The organism is Pseudonocardia sp. OZ21 (assembly GCF_059359135.1).
In genome coordinates, this window is record NZ_JCADBN010000009.1 from 147,295 (window position 1) to 163,990 (window position 16,696).

A 16,696-nucleotide genomic window follows, 5' to 3' on the forward strand; every position below is an offset into this window, starting at 1 on the left:
CCGAGCGAAGCGAGGGCGCACGATGAGCACGGCTGTGGAACCGCGGACGGGGCCGGCGTGGCGCCGGTCCCCGGAGGAGAGGGAGACCCTGCGCCGCGCGGGCGACTGGGCCCGGCGCGCCCCGCTCATGCCCGCGCTGATCTTCCTGATCATCGTGACGCAGTTGCCGTTCGTCGTCACTCTGATCATCTCGTTCATGAACTGGAACGCGTACTACCCCGACGAGCGGGGGTTCGCGGGGATCGACAACTTCCGCCGCGTGCTCACCGACGTGAACACGCGTGACTCGATCATCACCACCATCAAGCTGACGGTCCTGGTGGTCCTGATCAGCATCATCCTCGGGCTGCTCATCGCGCTCCTGCTGGACCGCTCGTTCCGGGGCCGGGGCGTCGTCCGCACGATGATGATCACGCCGTTCCTCATCGTGCCGGTCGCGGCCGCGCTGGTCTGGAAGCACGCGCTCTACAACCCGGAGTACGGCCTCTTCAACGGCGTGCTCACGTGGATCTTCGGTCAGAACGCGCCCCAGCCGGACTGGATATCCACCATGCCGCTGACGGCGATCGTGGCGTCGCTGGTCTGGCAGTGGACGCCGTTCATGATGCTGATCATCCTGGCCGGCCTGCAGAGCAAGCCGCTCGACGTGATCGAGGCCGCCAAGATCGACGGCTGCTCCAGCTGGCAGATCTTCCGACACATGACGCTGCCGCACCTGCGGCAGTACCTGGAGCTCGGTGCCCTGCTCGGGTCGATCTACATCGTCCAGAACTTCGACGCCGTCTTCACGATCACCTCGGGTGGCCTGGGCACGGCCAACCTGCCGTACACGATCTACCAGACCTTCTACAACGCGCAGGACTACGGCCGGGCGTCCGCCGCGGGCGTCGTCGTCGTGATCGGGACGATCCTCATCGCCACGCTCGCGCTGCGCACCGTGTCGTCGCTGTTCCGTGAGGAGGGGGCCCGATGACCGCGACCCTGGAGGCACCCGGCACCGCACCGCCCGCGGCGCCGGTGCGGCACCGCAACCGGACCGGCACCCTGCTCACCGTGGTCGCGTGGGTGGTCGGCGTCCTCTTCATCGTGCCGGTGCTGTGGATGCTGCTCACCTCGCTGCACAGCGAGACCGACGCCGCCACCAACCCGCCGTCGATCTTCGCGCCGCTCACGCTGGAGGGTTACGCCAACTTCTTCGGTGCGCAGACGGGCACGAGCCCGTGGCCCTCGTTGCTCAACTCGTTGACGGCGAGCGTCCTGTCCACGGCGCTCGTGCTGGTGCTCGCGATCCCGGCGGCGTACGCGCTGTCGATCCGGCCGGTGCGCAAGTGGACCGACGTGCTGTTCTTCTTCCTGTCCACGAAGATGCTGCCGGTGGTGGCCGGCTTGCTGCCGGTGTACCTGATCGCTCAGCAGATCGGGCTGCTGGACAACATCTGGCTGCTGATCATCCTGTACACGTCGATGAACCTGCCGATCGCCGTGTGGATGATGCGCTCGTTCCTCGCGGAGGTTCCGGTCGAGGTGCTCGAGGCGGCGGCGATCGACGGCTGCGGGCTGATGCGGACGCTGCGCACCGTCGTCGGGCCGATGATCCTGCCCGGCATCGCGGCCACGTCGCTGATCTGCTTCATCTTCAGCTGGAACGAACTGCTGTTCGCCCGCGTGCTCACCGCCACCGTGGCGCAGACGGCACCCGTGTTCCTCACCAGCTTCGTCACCAGCCAGGGCCTGTTCCTGGCGACGGTGTGCGCGGCGTCCGTGGTCGTGTCGCTGCCGGTGCTCATCGCCGGGTTCGCGGCGCAGGACAAGCTCGTGCAGGGTCTCTCGTTGGGAGCGATCAAGTGAAAGCCGCAGTCATCAGCGCTGATGCCGTCACCGTGGAGACGGTGCCGGACCCCACGCCCGGTCCCCGGGAGGTGGTCGTCGCCGTCGCGGGATGCGGGATCTGCGGCACGGACCTGCACATCGCCGACGGGGAGTTCGCCCCCACGCTGCCGGTGGTGCCGGGCCACGAGTTCGCAGGCGAGGTCGTGGCAGTGGGCAGTGACGTCACGGAGCTGCAGGTCGGTGACCAGGTGGCCGTCGACCCGTCACTGCACTGCGGGGAGTGCTACTACTGCCGCCGCGGCCGCGGCAACCTCTGCGAGCGCTGGGCCGCTATCGGGGTGACCACCACCGGCGGGGCCGCCGAGTTCGCCGTGGCACCGGTCGGCAACTGCGTGCGGCTGCCGGAGGGCGTCTCCCCGGCCGACGCCGCGCTGATCGAGCCGCTCTCCTGCGCGGTGCGGGGCTTCGACGTGCTCGCCCCGCAGCTCGCCGACCACTACCTCATCTACGGGGCCGGAACGATGGGCCTGATGATGATGGAGCTCGCCAAGCGGGCCGGCGCCGCGAGCGTCAGCATGGTCGATCTCAACCCGACCCGGCTGGAGACGGCCAAGGAGCTCGGCTGCTCCGCGGTCGTGGGCAGCGCCGACGAGCTGGACCGCCCGCGCGGCTGGGACAACGTGATCGACTGCACCGGCGTGGTCGCCGCGATCGAGGACGGCCTCACGCGCGTCGGGAAGGGTGGCACGTTCCAGCAGTTCGGTGTGGCCAACGAGGACGCCATGGCGCGCTTCTCGCCGTTCCGGATCTACAACCAGGAGATCCGGATCGTCGGGTCGATGGCGGTGCTGCACAGCTTCGAGCGGGCCGCTGAGCTGTTCGCCGAGGGCGCGCTGCGCCCGGAGGTGATGATCAGCCACCGGATGAGCCTCGACGAGTACCCGCAGGCGCTCGAGCAGTTCCGTGCGGGCGTGGGGCGCAAGATCCAGGTGCGGCCCGGGTGACCGTTCTCCACGGACACACCGCACTGTGGAGCCGTACTGCTGTCTGCAGATGCGTGGGACAGCAGTACGGCTCCGAGGTGCGCTCAGTGGAGGGTCATTCCGCCACTCGGATGCCCGTTCCGGGTCCCAGGGGCAGGTCGAGGAAGTAGAACACCGTGAGGATCAGCACCCACGACACCCAGAACGGGATCACGAACGGCACCATCTTGGCGATCACGGTGCCGAGACCGGCCGAGGGCTCGTAGCGGCGCACGAAGGTGAGCAGCACGATCATGTACGGGTTCAGCGGTGTCATCACCTGCGTGGCGGAGTCGCCCACCCGGAACGCGGCCTGCGTGAAGCCGGGTTCGTAGCCGAGCAGGAGGAACAGCGGCACGAACACGCTCGCCATCAGCGTCCAGAGGCTCGACCCGGACACGATGAACAGGTTGAGCGCGGAGGCCAGCACGATGAACCCGAGGATGGCCGGGTAGCCGGTGAGCCCGATCCCCTCCAGCAGGCTCGCGCCGGACACTGCCAGCCAAGCCCCGATGTTGGTCCAGGCGAACAGCGCGATGAACTGGCCGAGGACGAACGCCAGCACGATGAAGCCGGACAGGTCCTTGAGCGCCTGGCCCATCAGCAGCGGCACGTCGGCGCCCCTGCGGATGACGCCCGCCACGATCCCGTAGGCCAGCCCCGGTACGAAGAACGCGAGGAACACCAGCGTGACCACCGAGCTGAGCAGCGGGGAGGTGGGCAGGTACCCGCCGGTCTCGTTGCGCAGCGGTGATCCGGGAGCGAGAGCCAGCACCAGCACGGCCGCGGCCAGCGCGAGCAGGGTGACACCCGCCGCTCGCAGTCCCCGGCGCTCGGCGGTGGTCACCTCGGCGTCCACCGGCGGCGCGTCCTGTTCGGTTTCGTCCGAGGGGCGCTCGTCACGGGGGAAGGCCGCCCGGACCAGGCCGGGCTCGACGACCTTGTCGATCACCAGCCCGGCGAGCAGGCTGAGCACGATCGCGGAGACGATGTTGAAGAAGTAGTTCGAGACCGGCGTGACGGTGGTGCCGGCGTCGGGCAGCGTGGCGGCCACCCCGTTGGTGATCCCGGCGAACAGCGCGTCCAGGCTCGTGACGAGCAGGGACGTCGAGTAGCCGGCGCCTGCCGCGGCGAACCCACCCAGCAGGCCGGCCACGGGGTGGCGCCCTGCGGCCTTGAACACGATGGCGGCCAGCGGCGGGATGATGATGAACACCGAGTCGGACATCACGCTGCCCGTGACGCCGATGAAGCCGAGCGCGTAGGGCAGCAGCGAGCGTGGGGCGTTGCGGAACGCCAGCCGGATCAGCGCGGAGAGCATGCCGGTGCGCTCGGCCAGCCCGACGCCCAGCATGATCGTGACCACGGTCTGCAGCGGCGGGAAGCCGATGAAGTTCGCGGCCAGCCCGGTGAAGAAGAACTCCACGCCCTCGCCGCTGAAGGCGCCGCGGATCGCCGTGACACCGTCCCGGCCCGGTACGGCGACGGCCACCCCGAAGGCCGCCATGACCGTGGACACCACCGCCACCACGAGCGTGAGAAGCGCGAACAGGATGAACGGCTCGGGTAGCCGGTTGCCCACTCGCTCGATCCCGCCCAGGAGTCGATCGAGCCGGCCGGGGGGAGCGGGGGTGCTGGTTGCGGTCACGGTCGGCTGCCTCCAGTCGTCCTCGGGGGGACGGGCCGGTCGGTGGGGCGCAGTCGGTCGGTGCGGTGGAGCGAGTGGTCAGTCGAAGTACGCGGGGACGTCGAGCGGGCCGCCCGCCGCGGCGAACTCCGCGTGCACGGCGTCGCGAAGCTCCGGGTCGGCCAGGTAGTCGACCGCCGTGAGGGCCAGGCCGAGAGCACCGTCGCGCACCGCCCGGTCACCCGATGGCCCGCCGGACGCCGCGGCGAACTCCGTGGTGTGCAGCGCGACCGTCGGCTCGGACACCGCGATCATGGGGTGGATGGCCGGCATCCGGTAGCTGAGGTTGCCCAGGTCGGTGGAGCCGGTGAGGAACTCGGGCACCACGCCCATGGGCAGCGGCTTGCGCCCGACCGGTTCCTGGTTGACCGCCCAGCGGCCGGCGAGCGCGTGGTTGAAGCGGATCGGCAGGTACGGCGGGAGATCGTCCCAGCGCAGTTCGACGCCGCAGCCGGTCATCGCCGCCGCCCCGTGGGCGATGTGGTCGACGCGTTCGGCCAGGTCCCGCAAGGTCTCGGGGGCGGCGGAGCGCAAGTAGAAGAGCAGCGCGGCCCGCTCGGGGACGACGTTGGGCCGGGCGCCCCCGTCGGTGAAGACGCCGTGCACCCGGTCGCTGTCGGGCAGGTGCTGGCGTAGCGCGGCCACGCCCTGGTAGGCGGCCACGGCGGCGTCGAGCGCGTTGCGGCCCATGAACGGCTGCGCCGAGGCGTGGGCGGCGACGCCGTGGAAGACCATCTCGAGCCGGCGGCGCCCGAGGAACGGGTGCATGGCGATGTCGTGCGAGAACGGGTGCAGCATGATCACGGCGTCGACGTCGTCGAAGACACCGGCCCTGGCCAGCGTCTCCTTGCCGCCGCCGCCCTCCTCGGCCGGCGTGCCGATCAACGAGATGCGGCCGCCGACGCGGTCCCGCACCTGCGCAGCGGCGAGGTACGCACCGACCGCCGTGGCGCAGATGATGTTGTGGCCACAGGCGTGGCCGACGCCGGGCAGCGCGTCGTACTCGGCGAGGACGGCGACGTGCGGGCCGTCCGTGCCGACGGTGCTGACCAGGGACGTCTCCAGGCCGCCGACGCCGATCTCGGCGGCGTGGCCGTGTCGCTCCAGCAGCGCCGCCACCGCACGCACCGAACGGTGCTCGGTGAACCCCTCCTCGGGGTGTGCGTGCAGGTCGTGGCTCAGCTCGACGAGATCGTCGTCACGACTGCGGGCGGCCTCGACGACGGCCGAGCGGATGTCGTCCCCCGCGCCCTTGTGGGGCGAGCCGATGGGCTCGGCGTCCTGCACGGCCTGCGCCATCGCGACCGTGAGGGAGCGCAGGTAGCTGTCGTCGGGCGGCAGCGGCCTGGTCCGATCGTTCTCGGTCATGATCGTGACCCTAGTGTCGTGGCGGGCATCACGCAGATGCCGTACAGCTGCTCATGTTCCCAGCCCGACCGCCCGCACCGGCGCACCGTCGGCCCCGACGAGTGGGAGCGGGAAGAAGCTCAGCACCGGGTCGGCGAGCGAGGCCAGCTGTGCGACGTTGGTCAGGTTCTCCACGATCACCCCGCCAGCCCCGAGCACCACCCGGTGCACCGGCAGGTCGCCCGTGGCGCTGCCGGTCGAGAACGTGGGATCCGGGTTGAGGGTGTCCACGGCCAGCGCGCGCACGCCTGCGGCGACCACCCGCTCTGCTGCGTCCGGCGTTAGCCAGGGATGGTGCAGGTAGGCCGGGGTGCCGAAGTGCGCCGACCAGCCGGTGTGCAGCACCAGCACGACGCCGGGCCCGAGCTGGTCGGCGACCGGGGCGAGGTCCGCCCACGCGATGCCGGTGCCGGGAGCACGGTCGAGCACGTCGACCGTGACCGCCGGGCCGTGGAAGAGGCCGAGGTCGAGATCGTCCAGCCGGGCGCCGTCGGCGAGCACGTGGAACGGCGCGTCGACGTGCGTGCCGGTGTGCGACCCGTGGTGCACGGCCAGCACATTCACCCCGTCCCGCTCGAGGGTGGCGGCGGGCGCCGTGCTGACCTCGGGGTCACCCGGATAGACCTGCATCCCCGCGTGGACGGGCTGGGACAGGTCGACGATCCGCATGCGGTCAGTCTGGTCCCGCCTGCGGAGTTCCGGTCAGTGGACCTGGACCTGGTCGCCGACCTTCAGGTAGTTGTACCAGGCCTCAGCATTGGTGGCCGAGAGGTGAACACAGCCTTCCGACTTCTTGTGCACGTTGCCCTCATGGAAGGCGACCCCGTCGGTGGTGAAGAAAACCGAGTACTCCATCGGCGCGTTGTTGAACTCCTTGCTGCGGTGGTGCAGATCCTTCCACTGCACGTCGAAGGTGCCGCTCGGGGTGTTGTGCCCCGCTGCCCCCTTGTTGATCCGCACCGGACCGCGCATGACATGTCCGGCCTTCAGGAGCCAGGCCTCGTTGTGGGCGAGATCGACACACGCCTTGGCGGCCGCGGTGCACGGGGTGCCCGGCACCAGCCGCGACGTGGCGCCGGCCGGAGCCGAGGCACTCTGCGCAGGCCGGGAGGGAGCCGGGGTGGCCGCGTTGGCCACGGCCGGCCCGGCCAGTGGCCCGAGGAACGTCCCCAGCACCCCGGCGCCGACTGCTCCGGCGAGCGTCGCCGCCCGGGCCGACGTGACCCACCGGCGCGTTGTGATCTTGCTGTGCCGCCCCACGGAACCACCCAATCTGCCATGCTGCCCGACCATTCGGTCCTGCAATCCAAGACAAACGTACGCGCCCGATTTAAGAGCGGGAATCGGCGGGCGACGGTACCGTGTTGGAAGTATTGTCGGACCGATTTCCCGGAATCGCGGAATTCCTCCGATTATCCGTTTTGAACGGGGTCAGCGGGGCAGGTCGTCGATCGCCTTCTGGATGCGCTTGATCGACACCGGGTACCGGGTGCGCATCGGGTGGGCGTAGAGCCCCACGCGCAGCTCCTCGATCAGCCAGCGGATCTCGCGCAGCTGCGGCGACGGCTCGACACCCGGGGGGAGCGCTGCCAACTCGGCCGCGTACTCGTCGGCCACCACCCGCACCTGTGCGGTCCACTCGGCGTCGCGGGCGGGATCGGCCCGCAGCTTCTCGATCCGCCGTTCCACGGCCTCGAGGTAGCGGGCGACGTCGACGAGCCGGGACGCTCCGGCCGCCGTGGCGAAGCCGGGCCCGACCAGGGCGTCGACCTGGGCGGTCATGTCGGCGACACCGGCGGCGAGGACGGGGGCGCGGAGCTCGGCGAGCTGCGCCTGCACCCGGTGCCAGACGGTGAGGACACCCCGCACGGCGTGCAGCACCTGCAACGTCGTGGAGGCCAGGCGCTCGGCGAACAGCTTCCGCAGCCGCGCGTAGGACCGCTCGTCCCATGCCGGGCCGCCCGCGGCGGTGATCAGGGCGTCGGCGGCCGCGGTGACGCAGTCGTCGAGCAGTGCGGCGACGGAGCCGTGGGGGTTGCGGGACAGCGCCAGCTTCGACGCGTTGTCCAGGCCGCGTTGCACCTGTTTCGCGGGCGACGGCGTGTCCAGCAGGAGCAGCCGGCGCACACCGCGCCACGTCATCGGGTCGCGCTCGGCCGCCGTCGGGAACACGCGGACGTCCACGGTGGAACCGCGGTCGATCAGACCGGGGTAGCCGGTGACGACGTGGGTGCCGCGGCGAACCGGCAGTTCGCGGGGGAGGGTGCCGAGCGTCCACGTGGTGAGTCCGGACCGTTCGATCTGCGCACCGGCGGCAGCCAGCTCCTGGCGCACCTGGGGGGCGAGCCTGCGCCGAAGCGCGTCGAGGTCGGTGCCGGCGGCCACCTCGTTGCCTGCCTCGCCGACCACGCGGAAGGTGACGGTGAGGTGCTCGGGCAGCCGGTCGAGCTCCCACGCCTCGCGGGGGATGTCGATGCCACGCATGCGTCCCAGCTCGCGCTCCAGACCGTCGAGCAGCGGCTCGTCCGGTGCGCCGCCCGCCTGCAACCTGGCCAGCACGGCCCTGGCGTGGTCGGGCGCCGGCGCGTAGAGCCGCCGCAGCTGCTTGGGCAGCGTCCGGATCAGGGCCGTCACGAGCTCTTCGCGCAGGCCGGGGACCTGCCACGTGAACGGCGTGGGATCCACCTGGTGCAGCGCGGCCACCGGCACGTCGACGGTGACGCCGTCGGTGCGGGCGCCCGGCTCGAAGGCGTAGGACAGCGGCAGCGTGAGGCCGCCCGCCTCGACGTGGTCGGGGTAGGCGGCGCGGTCCACGTCGGCCGCCTGTGCCGTGCGGAGCATCTCCTCGGTGAAGTCGAGCAGGTCCGGCTGCCGCCGCGAGGTCTTCTTCCACCAGCTGTCGAAGTGCCTGCCGGACACCACGTCGGCGGGGATGCGGTCGGTGTAGAACGCGACCAGCGTGTCCTCGTCGACCACGAGGTCGCGGCGCCGCGCCCGGTGCTCCAGCTCCTCGACGTCCTCGAGCAGCTCGCGGTTGGCGTGGAAGAACCGGTGCCGCGTGTCCCAGTCGCCCTCGACGAGCGCGTGCCGGATGAACAGCTCGCGCGACAGCTCGGGGTCGATCCGGCCGAAGTCCACCGTGCGCCCGGCAACCACCGGGATCCCGTAGAGCGTGACCCGCTCGGTGGCGACGGCGGCCGCGCGCTTGCGTGACCAGTGCGGCTCCGAGTACGAGCGTTTGACGAGGTGCCCGGCCAGGGGTTCGATCCACTCCGGCTTGACTCGGGCCACGGTGCGGGCGAACAGCCGCGAGGTCTCCACCAGCTCGGAGGCCATCACCCAGCGCGGCTGGGCCCGGGACAGCGGCGAGCCCGGGAAGATCATGAACTTCGCGCCGCGGGCGCCCAGGTACTCCCGGCCGCCGCGCTCCTTGCCGGAGGGCTCCTCGCGCAGCCCGATCTGGGAGAGCAGCCCGGACAGCACCGCGATGTGGATGCGGTCGGCGTCGGGTTCGATGTCGTTGAGGGTCATGCCCGCGTTGCGGGCGGCGGAGCGGAGCTGGGAGTGCAGGTCCTGCCACTCGCGGATGCGCAGGTAGTGCAGGAACTCCTCGCGCAGCAGGCGGCGGAAGCGGTTGCCGGAGAGGGCCTCACGCTGCTCGCCGATGTAGCGCCACAGGTTGAGGAAGGCGAGGAAGTCGGAACCACCCGCGTCCAGCGTCGAGCCGCCCGAGCTCCACTCGCCTGCGAACCGCGCGTGCTTCTGGTCGGCGGCCTGGCGCTGCTCGGTGGGGCGCTCGCGCGGATCCTGCACCGACAGCGCCGCGGTGATCACCAGCACCTCGCGCAGGCAGCCGGTGCGGTCGGCCTCCACCAGCATGCGTCCCAGCCGGGGGTCGACGGGCAGCGCCGCCAGCGCCCGCCCGACGGGGGTGAGCCGGCGATCCGGTTCGAGGGCGCCGAGCTCCTGCAGCAGCGCGAGACCGTCGTTGACCGACCGGGCGTCCGGGCGCTCGACGAACGGGAACTCGGTGAGCTCGCCGAGCTCCAGGGAGATCATCTGGAGGATGACCGACGCGAGGTTCGTGCGGAGGATCTCGGGATCGGTGAACTCGGGACGAGCGTCGAAGTCGTCCTCGCTGTAGAGGCGGATGCAGATTCCGTCCGCGACGCGCCCACAGCGTCCCGCGCGCTGGTTGGCGCTCGCCTGCGAGACCTTCTCGATCGGCAGCCGCTGCACCTTCAGCCGCCGCGAGTACCGGGAGATGCGCGCGGTGCCGGGATCGACGACATAGCGGATCCCCGGCACGGTCAGCGACGTCTCGGCGACGTTGGTGGCGAGCACGACGCGCCGCCCGGGGTGCGGGGCGAACACCCGTTGCTGCTCGGCAGTGGAGAGTCGCGCGTAGAGCGGGAGGATCTCGGTGTTGCGGTAGTCGCGCCTGGTGAGCGCCTCCGCGGTCTCGCGGATCTCGCGCTCACCCGGCAGGAACACGAGGATGTCGCCGTCGCCCTCCCGCTGCAGCTCCGCCACCGCGTCGCCGATGGCGTCGAGCTGGTCGCGGTCGGGATCGGCCTCGGGATCGTCGGGGTCGACCACCGGGCGGTAGCGGACCTCGACGGGGTAGCTGCGCCCGGAGACCTCCACGATCGGCACCGGTGTGCCGAGCGCCTGCGCGAAGTGGTCGGCGAACCGCTCGGGGTCGATCGTCGCCGAGGTGATGACGACCTTCAGGTCGGGGCGGCGCGGCAGCAGCTGGGTGAGGTAGCCGAGGATGAAGTCGATGTTGAGGCTGCGCTCGTGGGCCTCGTCGATGATCAGCGTGTCGTATTGGCGCAGCATCCGGTCGCCCGTGAGCTCCGCGAGCAGGATGCCGTCGGTCATCAGCTTGACCAGCGTGTTCTCTCCGACGTGGTCGGTGAAGCGCACCTTCCAGCCGACGAGGTCGCCCAGCTGGCTCCCGAGCTCCTCGGCGATGCGGGCGCCGACGGTGCGCGCGGCGAGCCTGCGCGGCTGGGTGTGCCCGATCAGGCCGCGGATGCCGCGGCCGAGCTCCAGACAGATCTTCGGGATCTGCGTTGTCTTCCCGGAGCCGGTCTCGCCCGCGACGATGACGACCTGGTGGTCGCGGATCGCGGCGGCGATGTCCGACCGGCGGGCGCTGACCGGCAGCGTCTCGGGGTAGCGGATCGCGGGTACGGCGGCGCGGCGTGCGGCGGTGCGTTGCTCGCCCGCGTCGACGGCGGCGGCGATGCCGGCCACGGCCCTCGCCCGCGCGGTGGTGTCGCGGGTGCGGCGTGCGGTCTCGAGGCGGCGGCCCAGCCGGTGCTCGTCGAGCAGCGAGAGGGCAGGCAGGCGTTCGGCGAGCGCGGCGATGTCGTCATCGGAGACGGGAGCCGGTGCACCGTCATCCGGAGCCGGTGCGGCGCCGTCCGGGGTGGCGGGTCCGTCGCCTGCCTCGCGTCCGCGGGGTCTGCGCCGGCGCGGACGCCGGGACCGGCCCGCGCGCCGGACGGTCTCCGACGCGTCGAGGTCGCCGCCTGCCGGTCGCCGGGCCCTGTCCCGGTTCTCGGGATCGTGGCGGGCCGGGGCGTCGGAACTCCCGTGGCCCGGCCGGCCGGCGCCCTCGCGGGCGACCTGGTCGGACACCTGGGCGCCGTCGCGGGAGGGGACGGCGCCGACAGGTGGGTCGACCGGCGCGGGGCGCGCATCGGCGGCTCGGGCCACGGGAGAGGACATCGGGAGAGAAGTCTGCCTGTGCCCGCGCTCAGACGGAGCGCAGGGTGGGGGTGATCTCGTCGGCGACGGGATCGTCGGCGGCGGGATGTTCGACCAGAGCGAGCACCCGCCCGGCGAGGAAGCGTGCGGTACGCACCGTGCTGCCCCCTCGGGTGGTCTCGCTGACCTCGACGACGCCGCGGGAGTGGGTGATGCCGACCTTGCGGCCTGCCCGGGTCGCGGTGATGTCGTAGGTGCGTGTGGTGCCGCTGCCCGCGTCGATCACGATCTCGACCCGATCGCCCTTCATGGCTGTCGCCGTCCTTCGCTGGTGGGTGAGGTGAGAAGTCCGGGCCGGGCGCCGGTCGCCTCTCGGCGCGTGGCGCACCCGTAGGTGGCGGAAGGTGAGACCCGGGGACACGGATCGCCCGGCTCGGACTTCTCTTTCAACCGCCTCGACCTGGGGATTGTTCCCGGTTGAGGCGGGCGGGAGGGGCGGCGCTGTGGGGGGATCAGCGCCGCCCGGGCGGCCGCGTCACGGGTAGGGGTTTCCGGACGCGGCGGGTGGAGGGGGACCGGAAGAGGTGACGAGGTGGCGGCGCCGTCGGGGGCAGCGCCGCCCGGGCAGCCGCGTCGCGCGCGGGATCGCGGACGCGGCAGGTCAGGGTGGGTCGGGTGACGGAGGATGGGTGTCCGAACCGAGCACTGGTCGCCTCGCGGCGAGTGGCACACCGCGGCTCCAGCCGAACGGTATTCCGCGGCGGCTCTTACTTTGTAGGACCCGGGGACACAGGACGCTCGGTTCGGACAGCCGTTACAACGGACGACCCGGGCAGATCATTCCCGCCCGTTCGGACGGATTTTCCGGCTACAGGGCGGCCAGGATCTTGTCGGTCGCGGGGGGCCAGGACTCGATCGCCCACGGGCCGAAGTCGCGGTCGGTGAGCGCCACGCAGGCCGCGCCCGCGTCCGGGTCGACCCACAGGAAGGTCCCGGACTGCCCGAAATGCCCGAAGGTCCGGGGCGAGCTGTTGGAGCCGGTCCAGTGCGGCGACTTGCCGTCGCGGATCTCAAAGCCCAGCCCCCAGTCGTTGGGCCGCTGTCGTCCGAAGCCGGGGAGGATGCCGTCGAGGCCGGGGAACGCCGTGCTGGTGGCGTCGTCCAGGGTGGTCCGGTCCACCAGCGTGGGCGCCTGCAGTTCGGCGGCGAAGCGGGCCATGTCCGAGCAGGACGACACGGCGTCGGCCGCGGGGGAGCCCTCGAGCCGCGTGGCGCTCATCCCGAGGGGCGCGAGCACGGCTTCGTGCAGGTACTGCGCGAACGTCATGCCCGCCGCCGCCGCGATCGTCTCGCCCAGCACCTCGAAACCGACGTTCGAGTAGATGCGCCGGGTGCCCGGCGCGGCCTGCACGACCCCGTCGGAGAACGAGAGCCCGGACGCGTGGGCAGCGAGGTGGCGCACGGTCGATCCCTCGGGACCCGCCGGCGTGTCCCACTCGACGGCGCCCTCCTCCACCGCGACGAGGACGGCGTAGGCGGCGAGCGGCTTCGTCACCGACGCCAGCCGGAACACCCGGTCCTGCTCGCCGGCCGTTGCGCATACGGTGCCGTCGGCCGTGACGACTGCTGCCGCGGCGTGGTCGACCGGCCAGTCGAGCACCACACCCACCGCGGCCTGCAGGTCAGGCATCGCCGTACACCGGGACCGCCGCGCCGCTGATCGGAGCGGCGTCCGGACCGGACAGGAACACGATCACCTTCGCGATCGCGGCCGGGGAGACCGACCGCGCCGCGAGGTCCGCGGACATCCAGCTGCGGTTGGCCGGTGTGTCGATCACCGAGGGGAGCACGGCGTTGACGCGGATCCGGTCGGGGCGCAGCTCGTCGGCCAGCAGCTGGGTGAGCCGGACGACAGCGGCCTTGCTCGTGGCGTGCGCCACCGGCGCCGGGCCGTGAACGGCGGTCTTGGAGCCGATCGTGAGGATCGAGCCGCCCCCGTGCGCGGCGAGCCGCGGGGCGATCGCCTGCGCCGCCCACAGGACGGAGCCGAAGTTGGAGCGCCACAACCCGTCCAGGCCCTCCTCGTCCACATCGGCCAGCTTCCCGGGCGTGAACGCGCCGGCCAGCGTCACGAGCGCGGACGGCGTGACGGGCACGCCGTCGACCGTGTCGAAGGCGGCGTGCACGGCGTCGCGGCTCGTCAGCTCGGCGGCCACGGCGTAGACACCGTCACGTCCGCCGAGCTCGTCCAGCTTGGCGCCCGCACGACCGAGAGCGATCACCGGCCGCCCGGCGGCCAGGAACTCGGTCACGACGGCCTGGCCGAGTGCCCCCGTCGCGCCGGTCACCACCACTGCTGTCTCGTCGTTCACGTGCGCCATCCTGCCCGCCGGATGAGATGCTCACCGACGTGGCCGGTACCTGGGTCGGCACGTCGGGTTGGCGCTACCCGCCGTGGCGCGGCACCTTCTACCCGAAAGGCCTGGTGCAGCGCCGGGAGCTCGAATACCTGTCCCGGCAGGTCACCAGCATCGAGATCAACGGATCCTTCTACTCGCTGCAGCGCCCGGAGAGCTACCGCGCGTGGGCCACGGAGACCCCCGACGACTTCGTCTTCGCGGTCAAGGGTGGCCGGTTCATCACCCACCTCAAGCAGCTTCGGGACGTCGGGACGCCACTCGCGAACTTCCTCGCCTCCGGAGTGCTGGCCCTCGGGCCGAAGCTCGGACCCGTGCTGTGGCAGCTCCCGCCGCGGCTGCGCTTCGAGCCGGCGCGGATCGAGGAGTTCCTCACCCTGCTGCCGCGCAGCACCGGGGCCGCTGCCGAGATCGCCGCCCGGCACGACGAGCGTCTCGACGGGCGGGCGTACACCGAGACCGACGCCGACCGTCCCCTGCGCCACGCCATCGAGGTGCGCCACCCCAGCTTCCGCACCCCGTCGTTCGTCGAACTGCTCCGGGAGCAGGACGTCGCGCTCGTGGTCGCGGACACGGCGGGCACCTGGCCGTACCTCGAGGACGTGACCGCCGGCTTCGTCTACGTCCGGCTGCACGGCGACGCCGAGCTCTACACCAGCGGGTACACCCCGGAGGCACTGGACATGTGGGCGGCGAAGATCCGGACCTGGCGGACCGGTGAGGCGCCGACGGGCGAGCAGACCGTCGCTCCGGCGGCGCTGCTGCGGCCGGAAGGCCGGGACGTGTTCGTCTACTTCGACAACGACGTGAAGGTGCACGCGCCGTACGACGCGATCGGGCTGTGCGACCGCCTCCGGGTGGATTGACGGGTCGCCGGACGGGTACCGGCATCGCGTGCAGTCACAGTCGACGATTACCCAGGAGAACACCCGCGACCGCCTCGCCCGCCAGGTGTCCGAGCTGGCGCGCCGACACGGCCTGACGGTCGCGGTGGCCGAGTCGCTCACGGGCGGGATGGTGGCTTCGGCGCTCGCCGCGGCCGAGGCGGCAGGCGAATGGTTCCGCGGTTCGCTGGTGGCCTACTCCAGTGAGGTCAAGCACGGGGTGCTCGACGTTCCCGACGGGCCCGTCGTCAGCGCGGAGGCGGCGGCGGCGATGGCCCGCGGCGTGCGGCGCCTGCTGGGTGCGGATCTGGCCGTCGCGGTGACGGGCGCCGGTGGGCCGGGGCCACAGGACGGGCAGGACCCCGGCACCGTCTACGTCGGCGTCGACGACGGAGCGGACGTGCATGTGCGCGAGCTCGACCTGGACGGCGACCCCGAGGAGATCATCGTGCAGGCGGCGGACGGCACCCTCGGCGAACTGCTGGCCGCGCTCCGCGCCCGGGGCTGAACCCGCGGTCTGCGGTCGGGATCCGGTCCCCGACCCGGCGTGCGGCGCGCTACGCCGCGGCCGACACCTCGCGGGCGGCGCGGTGGGCCACGAGCATCCGCCTGCCCACCGCCATCAGTGCCGCCGCGACCACCATCGTGACCGCGCCGGTGAGCCACGCCGCCGGGAACCCCGCGTGGGTGGCGATGGCGCCGAACCCCAGCGGACCGATGAACCCGCCCGCGTACACCCCCGTCTGGATGATGGAGGTCGCCGCGGCCGGAGCCGACGGGTTGAGCCGGACCACCGCGAACTGGAGGAGGCCGGGCCAGGCCCAGCCGAGACCGAAGCCGAGCACGGTGCCGGCCACGAGTGCGGGAGCGCCGGGCACCGCGAGCAGGGCGAGCCCGCCTGCGCCGAGCAGCAGGCTCCCGGCGACCACCGCGATGTGGCCGCCCGACCTGCGGTCGGCCAACCATCCGTTGGCCAGCCGCAGCACCAGCCCGACGACGCTGCCCAAGGTCAGGGTCAGTCCCGCGAGACCCGGACTGATCCCGCGGTCCACGGCGGACGCGACCAGGAAGATGCCGAGCGCGTTGGCCGCGGCGGCGGCCAGACCGGCGGCGATCCCGATGACGCTGAGCGCGGCCGTCGCCCGCTCCCCGTGGGTGGCCGGCGTGCGGACCCGGTCCTCGGCGTCCCGGGGGGCGACCAGCAGAGCGGCCAGCGCGAGCCCGGCGCCCATCACGTAGGCCCACCGCCAGCCGACGGTCAGCGCGACGGCAGGCACCGCGACGCCGGAGAGCAGCGTCGCCAGCGGGATCGCCGACTGCTTCATCCCGAAGGAGAGCCCGAGCCGGGCGGCCGGGATGTAGCGCGCGAGCGTCAGGTTGGACGACAGCTGGGCGAGGACGTTGCACCACGCGCTGAACAGCAGGATCGTCACCAGGCCCCCGTACGAACCGGCGAAGGCGGCGACCGCGGCCATCGCCGTGGCGGCGCCCGTCACCGCCGCCCGGCTGGTCGGCCCCGAGCCGAACCGCTCGACGAGCCAGCCGCAGGGGAGCGAGGCCAGCGCGCTGATCCCGAAGTAGAGCGCGACGACGAGCCCGAGACCCGCGGGGTCGAAACCGAGCTCTGCGGAGATCTGTACGGCCAGCGCCCCGGTGAGGAACACCGGCAGCACGCCCGCGGTCGTGGTCGTGACGGCCCCGACGGCCGCCCGCGTCGCTTCCGTCACTTGA

Annotated in this window: 14 protein-coding genes; 5 read left to right on the plus strand and 9 right to left on the minus strand. The window is 72.0% G+C overall.

Annotated features, from left to right (window positions below; all coding sequences use genetic code 11):
• Positions 1-22 precede the first annotated feature (22 nt).
• Genes AC5L35_RS21370 through AC5L35_RS21380 form a run of 3 tightly spaced genes read left to right on the plus strand, consistent with a single transcriptional unit; the run spans position 23 to position 2,834 of the window.
• Positions 23-973 (plus strand): carbohydrate ABC transporter permease, encoded by a 951-nt coding sequence (locus AC5L35_RS21370; protein ID WP_495061437.1) that lies wholly within the window; start codon positions 23-25, stop codon positions 971-973.
• Complete coding sequence (locus tag AC5L35_RS21375; protein ID WP_495061438.1) at positions 970-1,848, plus strand: carbohydrate ABC transporter permease; 879 nt, start codon at positions 970-972, stop codon at positions 1,846-1,848. The genes AC5L35_RS21370 and AC5L35_RS21375 overlap by 4 nt, the downstream gene beginning before the upstream one ends.
• A complete protein-coding gene (locus AC5L35_RS21380; protein WP_495061439.1) occupies positions 1,845-2,834 on the plus strand; it encodes a zinc-dependent alcohol dehydrogenase family protein in 990 nt (329 codons plus the stop codon). Before AC5L35_RS21375 ends, AC5L35_RS21380 begins: the two co-directional genes overlap by 4 nt.
• A gap of 94 nt (positions 2,835-2,928) precedes the next feature.
• On the opposite strand, the gene AC5L35_RS21385 is transcribed toward AC5L35_RS21380, so the two are convergent.
• The 8 genes from AC5L35_RS21385 to AC5L35_RS21420 form a co-directional block, all read right to left on the minus strand.
• On the minus strand, positions 2,929-4,500 hold the full coding sequence (locus tag AC5L35_RS21385; RefSeq protein WP_495061440.1) for an AbgT family transporter: 1,572 nt from the start codon (positions 4,498-4,500) through the stop codon (positions 2,929-2,931).
• A gap of 78 nt (positions 4,501-4,578) precedes the next feature.
• Positions 4,579-5,907 carry a M20 family metallopeptidase gene (locus tag AC5L35_RS21390; protein WP_495061441.1) on the minus strand — a complete coding sequence of 443 codons (1,329 nt, stop codon included), beginning with the start codon at positions 5,905-5,907 and terminating at the stop codon, positions 4,579-4,581.
• A gap of 51 nt (positions 5,908-5,958) precedes the next feature.
• Positions 5,959-6,615, minus strand: coding sequence for a cyclase family protein (locus tag AC5L35_RS21395; RefSeq protein WP_495061442.1), 657 nt, complete (start codon positions 6,613-6,615; stop codon positions 5,959-5,961).
• 33 nt (positions 6,616-6,648) lie between these two features.
• Positions 6,649-7,218 (minus strand): L,D-transpeptidase, encoded by a 570-nt coding sequence (locus AC5L35_RS21400; protein WP_495061443.1) that lies wholly within the window; start codon positions 7,216-7,218, stop codon positions 6,649-6,651.
• A 159-nt stretch (positions 7,219-7,377) separates the two neighbouring features.
• On the minus strand, positions 7,378-11,685 hold the full coding sequence (gene hrpA, locus AC5L35_RS21405) for an ATP-dependent RNA helicase HrpA (RefSeq protein WP_495061444.1): 4,308 nt from the start codon (positions 11,683-11,685) through the stop codon (positions 7,378-7,380).
• Between the two features lie 28 nt (positions 11,686-11,713).
• Positions 11,714-11,974, minus strand: a complete 261-nt coding sequence (locus AC5L35_RS21410) for a DUF8836 family protein (protein WP_169397646.1) — start codon at positions 11,972-11,974, stop codon at positions 11,714-11,716.
• A gap of 558 nt (positions 11,975-12,532) precedes the next feature.
• A complete protein-coding gene (locus AC5L35_RS21415) occupies positions 12,533-13,354 on the minus strand; it encodes a serine hydrolase domain-containing protein (protein WP_495061445.1) in 822 nt (273 codons plus the stop codon).
• Positions 13,347-14,036 (minus strand): SDR family NAD(P)-dependent oxidoreductase, encoded by a 690-nt coding sequence (locus tag AC5L35_RS21420; protein ID WP_495061446.1) that lies wholly within the window; start codon positions 14,034-14,036, stop codon positions 13,347-13,349. Before AC5L35_RS21420 ends, AC5L35_RS21415 begins: the two co-directional genes overlap by 8 nt.
• 26 nt (positions 14,037-14,062) lie before the next feature.
• Here AC5L35_RS21420 and AC5L35_RS21425 point away from each other — a divergent pair, with 26 nt between their 5' ends.
• Together AC5L35_RS21425 and AC5L35_RS21430 are read left to right on the plus strand one after the other, a co-directional pair.
• Positions 14,063-14,947: a DUF72 domain-containing protein gene (locus tag AC5L35_RS21425; protein WP_495061447.1), complete on the plus strand. Its 885-nt coding sequence runs from the start codon at positions 14,063-14,065 to the stop codon at positions 14,945-14,947.
• Between the two features lie 28 nt (positions 14,948-14,975).
• Entirely contained in the window at positions 14,976-15,473 is a 498-nt protein-coding gene (locus tag AC5L35_RS21430; protein ID WP_495061448.1) for a CinA family protein, read from the plus strand.
• Positions 15,474-15,522: 49 nt separating this feature from the next.
• On the opposite strand, the gene AC5L35_RS21435 is transcribed toward AC5L35_RS21430, so the two are convergent.
• Positions 15,523-16,692, minus strand: coding sequence for an MFS transporter (locus AC5L35_RS21435; protein WP_495061449.1), 1,170 nt, complete (start codon positions 16,690-16,692; stop codon positions 15,523-15,525).
• Positions 16,693-16,696: the final 4 nt, after the last annotated feature.